The 10,594-nt window shown below is 46.3% G+C and carries 8 protein-coding genes and 2 pseudogenes; 6 read left to right on the top strand and 4 right to left on the bottom strand.

The window, feature by feature from the left end; all coding sequences use genetic code 11:
• A partial coding sequence (locus RID09_RS18145) for a transposase (RefSeq protein ID WP_446336036.1) occupies nt 1-226 on the top strand: 226 nt, incomplete at its 5' end.
• A gap of 430 nt (nt 227-656) precedes the next feature.
• Nucleotides 657-2,083: pseudogene (locus tag RID09_RS18140) on the top strand (IS4 family transposase).
• Between the two features lie 14 nt (nt 2,084-2,097).
• Here RID09_RS18140 and RID09_RS18135 read toward each other — a convergent pair.
• The gene (locus tag RID09_RS18135) at nt 2,098-2,253 is read right to left on the bottom strand and encodes a hypothetical protein (RefSeq protein ID WP_446337327.1); all 156 of its coding nucleotides are present in this window, start codon (nt 2,251-2,253) and stop codon (nt 2,098-2,100) included.
• A gap of 424 nt (nt 2,254-2,677) precedes the next feature.
• Here RID09_RS18135 and RID09_RS18130 point away from each other — a divergent pair, with 424 nt between their 5' ends.
• A complete protein-coding gene (locus RID09_RS18130; RefSeq protein ID WP_446337326.1) occupies nt 2,678-2,902 on the top strand; it encodes a hypothetical protein in 225 nt (74 codons plus the stop codon).
• Complete coding sequence (gene vapC, locus RID09_RS18125) at nt 2,899-3,306, top strand: type II toxin-antitoxin system tRNA(fMet)-specific endonuclease VapC (protein ID WP_446337325.1); 408 nt, start codon at nt 2,899-2,901, stop codon at nt 3,304-3,306. Before RID09_RS18130 ends, vapC begins: the two co-directional genes overlap by 4 nt.
• 64 nt (nt 3,307-3,370) lie before the next feature.
• Here vapC and RID09_RS18120 read toward each other — a convergent pair.
• The 3 genes and pseudogenes from RID09_RS18120 to RID09_RS18110 all read right to left on the bottom strand — a co-directional run bounded on the left by RID09_RS18120 (nt 3,371) and on the right by RID09_RS18110 (nt 8,412).
• Nucleotides 3,371-6,170: pseudogene (locus RID09_RS18120) on the bottom strand (type ISP restriction/modification enzyme).
• 95 nt (nt 6,171-6,265) lie between these two features.
• A complete protein-coding gene (locus RID09_RS18115; protein ID WP_446337324.1) occupies nt 6,266-6,532 on the bottom strand; it encodes a Precorrin-3B methylase in 267 nt (88 codons plus the stop codon).
• A 173-nt stretch (nt 6,533-6,705) separates the two neighbouring features.
• Nucleotides 6,706-8,412 (bottom strand): ABC transporter ATP-binding protein/permease, encoded by a 1,707-nt coding sequence (locus RID09_RS18110; protein ID WP_446337323.1) that lies wholly within the window; start codon nt 8,410-8,412, stop codon nt 6,706-6,708.
• Nucleotides 8,413-8,519: 107 nt separating this feature from the next.
• Between RID09_RS18110 and arfB the strand changes: the two genes are divergently transcribed.
• Both arfB and RID09_RS18100 read left to right on the top strand, forming a co-directional pair.
• Nucleotides 8,520-8,963 carry an alternative ribosome rescue aminoacyl-tRNA hydrolase ArfB gene (gene arfB / locus RID09_RS18105; protein ID WP_446337322.1) on the top strand — a complete coding sequence of 148 codons (444 nt, stop codon included), beginning with the start codon at nt 8,520-8,522 and terminating at the stop codon, nt 8,961-8,963.
• A gap of 78 nt (nt 8,964-9,041) precedes the next feature.
• On the top strand, nt 9,042-10,457 hold the full coding sequence (locus RID09_RS18100) for an amidase (RefSeq protein WP_446337321.1): 1,416 nt from the start codon (nt 9,042-9,044) through the stop codon (nt 10,455-10,457).
• The last annotated feature ends 137 nt before the right edge of the window (nt 10,458-10,594 follow it).

The following is a 10,594-nucleotide window of genomic DNA, read 5'->3' as shown; positions in this document are numbered from 1 at the left end:
GGATATTGCGGAATGGATGAAAGAAGCTTATAAATATTTTCCAAAAAGTTGTCAAACAATAAAAAGATGGATTGATGAAATCTTAGCCTATTTTGACAACCGTACTACACCATCTACAGTGGAGGGAATTAATCAAAAAATTAAGCTGATTAAAAGAAGGGGTTATGGGTTAAATAATTTCGACAATTTTAGAAGAAGGGTTCTGCTTAATTGGCATTTTTGCTAGTGATTTATCATACTTAGTCTAGAAGAGCCATCTTTCTTAACAATTCAGAAGGCTGGACATATCTAGGTTTCAATCTAATGACGTTACATTTATTAATATGCTAATCGGTAGTCCCTAGCCCGTCGTCAACGTCGGAATACGGCACGCTGACAACAGGGTGTGGTACAGTAGCAGCCATCGCCAGTATTAATGGGATAGAACAACTTGGCTGAACCGATGTAACTTGTCTCCATGGAGAGTTTTGAGCGGCGCGCGCGATCGCAACAAATCTAGTTGAGCTATGGCACTCTCCCCTAGGCAAGTTTTGGGTGGTTGGTGTAAAACAGCGCGATCGATCAATTGGTTAACAAGGTGAATTTTTGTTTCACTTTTTTGATTGACTGTTGGTGTTCTGGTGCAAGCAAGCCTAATAGATTAGGAGGTACTTCAAATGAGCGATTGGGCAGCCGCAGAATTGCAATACGCCGACTTGGGAGATGTGCGCCGCAAAAAAAGGCTCATACGTCTAGTGAGTGACTTGGCTAACCAACCTTGTGCCAGCATACCCCAAGCATCAGGAGACTGGGCAGCTACCCAAGCCGCTTATGATTTTTGGAGTTCTCCTCATGTCAAAGCCTCCTCGATTATTCAAGCTCACCAAACAAGCACTCTCAATCGAATTAAACCCGAAGCGGTGATGATTGCGATTCAAGATACGACAGAACTTAATTTTACCCACCATCCCAGCAAGAAAGGTATGGGTTATCTAGACAATAGTAAATCACGGGGTTTAAAAGTGCATTCGGTCTTTTGTAGTAGCGCTTCAGGAATACCTTTAGGAGTCTTACATCAACAAGTTTGGACAAGAGACCCTGCCTTTTTGGGTAAGAAACATCAACGACACAAAAAAGACATCCAAGATAAAGAATCTCATCGCTGGTTAACGGCACTGCATGGGACTCAAACCCTAATTCCACCGGAAACAACCGTGGTAACAGTCGCCCTCCCGAGAAGCTGATATCTATGACTTGTTTGTATTGCCCCGCCGCCCAAACAGTGAGTTTATCATCCGGGCTAACCACAATCGTTGTGTCAAGTTTACACAGCCTGACCCACAAGTGCAGCGCTTGCAGCAAGCCATGGAGAACGTTGCGCCAACGGGTCAGCTCACCAAGGAAAAAGAGACGACATCCAGAGCGTCAACCTCGAATCGCCACTCTCACACTGCGGGCTACCACTTTAGAATTACAACCTCCCAATACTCATCTCCAACGTCAACAGCTTCAACCTGTCTGTGTACAAGTTATTCAAGCGCTTGAAGTTGACCCACCCCCAGGTGTGGAACCCGTTAATTGGTTACTTCTAACCACCTTAGCCATCACTTGCTTTGAGGACTTGGTGCAATGTTTACGTTGGTACTCTTATCGTTGGTTGATTGAACGTTATCATTATGTTCTCAAGAGTGGTTGTCGCCTCGAACAACTGCAATTGGAAAGTGCCGATCGCATTCATCGAGCTTTGGCTACATACACGATTGTCGCTTGGCGATTATTATGGATCACCTATCTAGCCCGTTACCATCCCGATCTACCTGCCGACACTATTTTAGAAACCCATGAGTGGCAGGCTCTTTATTGCACGATTCATCATCACCCTCACCCCCCTGACTCCCCTCCGAATTTAAGAGATGCCGTGCGTTGGATTGCCCAACTCGGCGGGTTCTTAGCCCGTTCTCATGATGGCGAACCGGGGGTTAAAACTATTTGGCAAGGTCTGCGACGACTGCATGATATTGCCCAGACTTGGCTTTTACTTTCCCCCAAAATTACTGCTAAAGTCAAGGGAATTTATGTTAAGAAAGATGTGAGTAATGCATAGCTTTCAAAGGGGGGTTAGGGGGTGGGAGTTGGGGCTAGGGGATGAGGGTGTCCAAACTCGCCGCGAATTCGACTCAAAACCTCTGGCAAATTCCTTTCCACCTCCTCACTACTCACTTGCAAAAATCCTAACCCTAAAGACTCCAAAAGTCGCTGTCGTTGCTCATCCAAATATTTCTGGTAATGGCTGCTTTAACATGAAGATCATCAGCAGTATTCAGAATAGCAATCCAGTAGCCTGTATCAGCAAAAACGGTTTTCATTCCTCGTCCTTTGGTAAGCCATACAAACTCAGACCCTGGAACGCCGAGCAAATTACTCAAATTTTCCAGCTCATTAAGTAACACTCATGGCAACGCCGCGCCCAATATTGCACTCAATGGGTTGATAGCTGTTGAGTTTGGTGTAATAGTAGACGAAGCCAAGGTATTGCCCCCTGTTTTCCGGTGTATTAGGGTTTTAGGTTGTCCGCACGGAGCCAACTAAGATAGAAAGTATTAAAGTACGGCAAAACTGGAAGTGGCTATAGCCCAGTTGCAGGGAATTTTGCCAGAATTGGGAGAGAGAATCAGTTTATAGGTACGGAGGGAGAACGATGCAGAGCATCACTCTAAAATCTCATATCGGTAGCGATGGTCTTTTGAAGGTTCATTTACCTGACATGAGAAATACGGATATTGAGGTTGTCATTGTCTATCAAACGACACTACCAAAAGGGGTTAAAGCAGCACCTCTTTCACAGTTTTACGGATGCATCCAGGATGACTCATTTATTAGACATCCTCAAAACGAACAACCTGAACGCGAACGCCTGGAATGAAATATCTTCTTGACACAAATGTCTGCATCATTTATCTAAAAGGCAGAAATTTAAACTTAAAGCAGAAGCTTGAGTCGGTTCCTATTCAAGAGATAGCTGTATGCTCGATTGTCAAGTCAGAACTCTGTTTTGGAGCGATGAAAAGTGCCAATCCAGAACGCAACTTTGCCCTACAGCAAGCATTCTTGGCACAATTTGTGTCACTTCCTTTTGACGATCTCGCCGCGACTACCTTTGGGGTAATCCGGGTACAGCTAGAAACTAGAGGTATACCCATTGGAGCTTATGACTTACAAATTGCCGCAATAGCTCTGGCAAATAATCTGACGCTGGTGACACATAATACAAGAGAGTTTGGGCGAATTGAGGGGTTGCAGGTTGAGGATTGGGAAATTGAGGGTTGAAGAAGATTTTTCTGTTAACGGAGTAGAGCAGTAAAACCAGCTTGTTCAAAGTGTCTGTCATGGGTCAAGGCTTCAAGGATATTTCTCCTTGATTTGACCATTGGTAAGTTGATTGTTTCACTGCTTCATAATTTGTATCTAATTCAGGTTCTAGTAACAAAATTGCGGCAATGCGTCTTGCCATTTGGGTTACTTCAATAACTTCTTCTGGTTTAAGTGATCGCCCTAATAATTTCTGCTCTCGGTAGCTCAGCCATTTTTTGATGACCTGATACCCACCGATTGTATAGTTCCAGACGCGATCGGGAATGTTTTTCCAGTAGGCGATGTCGTTGAGGTAAATGTCATAGGTGGCTGTACCAAGTTGCTCAATGACTTGTGCTATCGCAGTTTGTTCTTCTGGTGTGTAGGGGCGATCAATCGCTTTCCCTTTTCCGGGCATGGTGACACCCTTTTGTCCGGCATATCCCCAACCTGCGGTAAGGGCAAAGTCGGTATTTGGGTTAAGGTTGCCAGTGCCAACACGGGAAACAACAGCGATCGCTTTTAGTTCAGCACGAAGTTTGCCAGAAGTGACACCTCCAACAGGAGTTTCTGGATCGAGGAGTGCGGCAATTTGACGACCAAGGTTTGCAGAGGCGATTAGGGTTTCTCGCTGGTCGGGTAAGGGGATTCGGAGCCAATCTTGACGGATACCATCAGTGTTTTCTTCTAGGTAGGCAGGTGAATAACCAATTGCTAGAACGTGCATCCAGACTAATTCGGCAGTTTCAGGATCATTGTCTGGTTCGCTAATGCCCAATGAGAGTAAATAGCGACGAGCAGCATTGGAGAGGTTTGCAGTTATTTTCAGATCTTCTTCACTTCCAAGACCTTCTATTCCCATTTGGCGAACTGCTTTATCAGATGTTCCAAGGCTGGTAGAACGTAATCGTAGTGGAAAATAATAGGCGTGACCTCTCAAAAAATCATTGTCCCCAAGAATTTTTGAATAAAACAAAGGAACTCCTTCTGGATTTGCTACACCCGCAGGACGACTCATCAAAAAAGAGTTACCTTTCCATAGCTGTGCATAGAAGGTTTGTCTTGCTCGATTCCATAAAGGGCTGACACTACTGTAATAACACCAACGTATATCAAAAGGACGAACTGCATACCTATGAAGCCGTTCAGAACTGTAGGTCTCTGAATTCTGTACCTTAGTCCTAACCTTCTTGGGTTCAAATCCAGCGGCTTTTTTAGTTAGACCAGTATTTAATGCTTCAAGTATTTCCCAACTAATATTTGGGTCATAAAACATTTCCATTCTTTGTGAGAGAGCATCCTGATTGATATCAATTAATGCTCCACCACGCTTCTCAAATAGACCATTAATCGGAGCTTCAGCACATAATTCAGTTAATTTAGCCCATTCTAAATAGTGCGAGGCAACATCTCCAGGCAGAAAAGAAAGATAGTTATGTTTAACAGGTTTAGCAACTTCATATCGAGAATCAAATTCATTGTCATTCAAAGTTTCTAAAAGCTGTATTCGACGTTCAGCGGCTTTTGCTGCGTTGATGTCATCTCGAAACAAAGTTAGTGGTTGCGTTTCTTCCTTATTTCCAGTCTTAACCCATAAAGAGACAACAACACCTTGCTTAATACCCGCAGAAAAACCTGGGATTGCAAAAATTGTCTCGCTTGTTCTACCATCTGGCGCATATTCCGAAATACTGCGATCGCCATGCATATTCTCAATCCAGAAGCGATCAAAGGATTTCAGAAGATGCTGACGCAGAACGACAAAAGATTTATCTGCAACCCAGGAGTTGTTTGAAATGTAACAAACTACCCCTTTCCTTTCGCGCCTTTCAGCAATACATCGTTCAGCTAACCGAAAAAACCGCACATAAAGATCATCAAGATTAAACTTTTTGATTCCCCACTCACTAATCAATCCTTCTTTGTAAGGCTCAACTAATCCTTCCTCCTCTTTTGGACTAACTCCCACAAAAGCGTTGTAGGGTGGATTTCCCAAAACCACTAATATTGGTTTGCCTTGTTTAACTTCATCTGCGGCTTCACGTTCTTGTTCAAGTTCAGGATAGGAAATTGCAAGCTGTTTAAATTTAGTTTTGGCTTCTTCTGTCGGTGGTTCCCAACCCGTGAGCGCATTCGTCAAATACACCCCTACTCGTTCCTGCTCGTCACTCAACGGTACACCTAAATTCTGCAACAATAACCCTAACTGTAAGTGTGCTACCACAAATGGAGCCGTCAAAATCTCAAAGCCAAACACTCGATTCATGGCTGCTGCTTTTAGTTGCGAACCTACCAGCGCTCCCATACCTTTATCTTGCAAATTGGCATCAATCCGCCGCAACACTTCCACCAAATAAGCACCCGTCCCACAACAGGGATCGAGAATATACACATTGGGGTCAGCTAGTCCATCTTCAATCTGCAACTCTTCCCGCAGCACTGTATCCACCCGCGCCACCATGTATTGCACAATTTCTGGGGGTGTATACCAGACTCCTAATTCCTTGCGTAACTCCGGATCGAACGCCTCCAAAAATGGTTCGTAGAAATACTGACCCAGTACCCTTAATCTCAATCACACCCCGTTCCGGATTGGTGGGATTTGTGGGCGCGTCAGGCGATTTCCTCTGAAACTGACTAGCAGTAAACAAACCGCCATCTGGCATTCCCGCCCCGCCGATATTCTTCAATTGCATCACACAGCGTACTTTCGGCTTCAGCGTTTTGCCTAACTCGTTCAACAGTTTATCTAACGCCCCATAATAGGATGTCTCTTTAACGGCTGCTCCCGTCGCTCGAATTTCCGGCAAATCTCGGATGTAAGTTTCAAAAGCATTCATAAGCATTTTCTTGAAGACAACCATTAAGTTTAGGCAAAACCTGAACGCGAACCCCTAGAATGAAATATCTTCTTGACACAAATGTCTGCTTCATTCTATTTCGACTTGCGTTTCGACTTGGGCGGCGTTCGATGTGCGCCAAAATACTTTTCACTGCGGTAGCGCAGCCACACCCGCAATACCTGGGGAATCTGCTCTTTTTGTTCTTTAGTCAGCGTGTTGTAAAGGTCTAAAGCGCGTTCTCGCTCTCCCCGACAGGCAGCGTTATTATGAGCATTCCAGTAGCTACGGGCAACCCGAATCCGCCGACAGACTTCTTTTATCAGTGCTTCTCCCGTGAGGGGATTTTTCTGCTTTGCCATACTTCGATAAGAACCCACTACCCTAAATCCTAACCCGTTGTTATCCCGCCAGGGGTTCAAACCCCTGTCTCATAGCCAAAGTCCGTTTCAACGGACTGGCGCAGAGGATTGCAGTCCTCTTTAGAGGACTTAAGCTATTAGCAAGGGACTTGAGTCCCTTGCTGGTACTCCGATTATTCTTTAACCCCAGTCAGAGATTCTTTAATCTGCCAGGTTTTGTCTTGAGAAAGTTCCAGCAAAGACTGATGGTAATTTGCCAACGTCGAGCGATGCCCGACACTCAAAAAAGTAGTCCCTTTCGCCTGCAAATGTTTATATAACCGTTCCTCATTCCCCAGATCCAAGGCACTGGTTGCTTCGTCCAGAATAGCGTACTGAGGTTTGTTCAGTAGCAACCGGGCAAACGTTAACCGTTGTTGTTCGCCCAAAGAGAGGACATCAGCCCAATCCTGTTCGGCATCAAACCCCCCAAACCGTTCATCTAAACCCGCTAAATTCACCTGCTCCAAAACTTGTTTCAACTGTTGCTCATCAACCTCAAGGTGGGTGTTAGGATAGAGTAATTGATCGCGCAGAGTACCCAGTACCATGTAAGGACGCTGGGGCAAAAATAGGATCTGATCAGATTCAGGACGAATAATTGTACCCTTACCAGAATCCCATAATCCCGCGATCGCGCGTAGCAGTGAACTCTTACCACAACCACTCGGTCCCATGACTAAAACTCCCTCTCCAGCAGGTAACTCGATTGACAAATCTTCTACCAACGTCCGTTGATAATTAGGAGTTTGTAGGCTCAGGTGTTCCACTGCCAGCCGCTCTGCCTCAACCCTCTGAATCTTTGGTTGCTCGTCGGATGTCTGGTTTGCCTCTGTCTGCTCTAAAAACTCGGCAAAGGTATAGAGACGGTTAATTCCAGCGCCAAAGGTGGTTAATTGCTGGAAGCGAGCAACCACAACATTGAGGGAGAAGAAGACGCGGATAAAGGCTCCCTGCGCCTCAGACACTTTACCCACCTCCATTTCTCCGGCAAAAATCGCCGGGGCAACCACTAGGGCAGGTAGGATAAAGGGGATGAACTCATAAGCATTGGTGAGAATATTTAAATTCAACTCCCAAACCAGCAGCCGTTTGACATTCTCAAACACATCAAAAAACCGCTGTTTGACCTGATTCGACTCCTGCTCCTCCCCCTGATAAAACGCGATCGCTTCCGCATTTTCTCGAATTCTCACTAAGCTAAAGCGGAGATTCGCTTCCCGCTTGAGTTGTTCAAAGTTGAGTCGGACAAGGGGTTTCCCAAATACTACAGTCGTCACCAGAGTTCCGATCAGAGCATACAGCACCAGAAAAAATACCAACGGTTTAGAAATGCCCCAGAGTACGCTACTGAAAGCAATCACTGACAGCACCGACTCCACCAACACCAGCAACAAGGTGAGAGACTCCTGGGTAAAACTCCTGACATCCTCGGCAATCCGCTGATCCGGGTTATCAATGTCGGTTTTACCGATATGCAAATTGTAATAGGCGCGATCGCAAAAATAGTTATCCACAAATCGATGGGTGAGCCATTTGCGCCATTGCAGGCTGAGGCGATCGCGCAGATAGGTATAGCCGGCTAACAGAGGTGCATAAATCACCAGCACACCGATGAAAATGATCACCGTTTGCCAGAAGCGGGCTTCATCTTGGGCAGAAAGGGCTGAGATTAATACCCCTCGCTTGTTGTTGAGTAGAACACTCAATCCCGTATAGGCTAGCAGAAACAGCACAACACTCAGGAGTAACCCTCTGGCAAGCCATTTCTCATCTCCTAACCAATAGGATTTGGCGATCGTCCAGAATTGCTGGAGTACCTTGAAATTCAATCGATCCATCGGCTTGTTTTGGTGACAACTCGGTCTATAGGGAGATAATCAGTCAAGGCAAACTTGGATAAAATCTGCTCAAATACTATGACTCATCTCTAATCGATTGTTAAATTATGCTACAAATTTCTAAGACTGTGAGTATTCCAGAGGATGAGATTGAGATGAGTGCGGTACGCTCTCAAGGGGCAGGGGGACAAAATGTCAATAAAGTGGCGAGTGCCATTCACCTGCGCTTTGACATCCAGGCTTCCTCACTGCCCGATCGCTACAAAGAGCGGCTGTTAAAGCGTTCCGATCAGCGCATTAGCAAAGACGGGGTGATTATCATCAAAGCCCAGGAACACCGCAGCCAACAGCAGAATCGGGAAGAAGCGCGGCTGCGACTGCAAGAGTTGATTAAGAGTGCGATCTGCGCTTCGCAGCAGCGCTTCGCTATCGCACTTCCCAAACGCCGTAGACAAAGCCAGCCAACTCGAAGTTCTCAACGCAAACGTCTAGATAGCAAAAGTAGGCGATCGCAGATTAAAGCAATGCGAGCAAAGGTAACGGATGAATGAAATCTTTGCTCCTTAACGACTCTGCTCGACTCATGATCAGTACCACAATCTTCCCATAATTAAATAAAATCTATAATCATGGATTCGATTGATCTAGCATTTACTCCAGCATTGGAGCAGGCTCGGCTGATTCGCGATAAGGTGATTTCTCCCCTAGAACTCACCCAGCTTTACTTGGATCGTATTCAACAACTTGACAGTTCCCTAAATAGCTTTTTTACTGTGATGGCAGAGCAAGCCATAGCAGAGGCGAAAGCCAAAACGGAACAATTAGCCGCCCCCAGTACAGAACCCTCTTCCCTCCCCGCATTTTTTGGCGTTCCCGTTGCGATTAAAGACTTATCTCCCGTCGCTGGAGTCCCCTGCACCTACGGTATTCACTTACTGAAAAAGCGCATCGCCACAGAAGATGCTGGTGTAGTGACTAAGATTCGCCAAGCCGGCTTCACGATTCTGGGCAAAACCTCAACCTCAGAAATTGGCACGTCTCCCTACCCGGAATCCAGAGGGTTTGCACCTACCCGTAATCCTTGGAATTTGACCTACTCCTCCGGTGGTTCCAGTGGCGGCTCAGCAGCAGCCGTAGCCGCAGGGCTTTGCCCGATCGCTCATGGAGGAGATGCAGGAGGCTCGGTGCGGATTCCATCAGCCTGCTGTGGCTTAGTCGGAATTAAACCATCACGGGGACGAATCTCATCAGCACCTTTAGGGGAAAAAGTCGGTGGCTTGGGTGTAGAGGGAGTCATCGCTCGCACGGTGGCTGACGCGGCGGCTTTGCTGGATGTCATGTCTGGCTATGTTTCCGGCGATCCTTACTGGTTGCCAACACCGCCGATTTCCTTTCTAGAGGCAACCCAGCAACCGCCTCAGCGTTTACGCATTGGGTTTGCCACAACCCTGAAGCCGATGGGAGAGGCTGATCCGGTTTGTACCCAGGCGGTTATGGAGATAGTGCAATTGTTAGAAATACTGGGACATTCGATTGAGTCGATTGATTTGGATTTTTCCGAGATAATTGATCCGCTCAAAATCGTTTGGCAAGCCACAGTTGATGTGGGCGTACCCCGGATTTTTTTGGGAAAATTAAATCGTTACTTACTGTCGCGATCGCGCTCTCGCCCCAGTGGAGCTTATCCGCAAGCGATGATGAAACTCCATGAGATCGCCCGAAAACTTATTGCTGATCTAAACCCCATTGATGTGTTGGTGTTGCCTGTTTTGATGCATCCAACGATTCGAGTCGGAGAATGGGCAAAAAAAAGAGCGGCTAAGGAGTTGGATCATATCATTAAATGGATTGCCCCCTGTCCCCCGTTTAACGTCACGGGACAACCTGTGATTGCTGTTCCCGCAGGCTTCACACCCGATGGTTTACCCTTGGGGGTACAGTTAGTTGGTCGTCCTGGCGATGAAACAACTATTATTAGTTTAGCCGCCCAAATAGAAGCCGCAAAACCTTGGAGTCAGCATCGTCCAACCTTTGCGCTTTATTGACACTCCCCCGGTTAAAACGCGGGGGATTCTTCCGTCACAGGGAGGCAGAGTTTATCGTCTTCTAGGACGGAACCTTTACCCTCAGAAAGCTTAACCACCGTGTGTCCCACGGCTGTCCTACCTCTAATTTCGACTAC

Source organism: Coleofasciculus sp. G1-WW12-02 (assembly GCF_040219735.1).
In the GTDB taxonomy this organism is placed as follows: Bacteria; Cyanobacteriota; Cyanobacteriia; order Cyanobacteriales; family Coleofasciculaceae; genus Coleofasciculus.
This window is presented reverse-complemented; position numbering and strand designations above follow the sequence as displayed.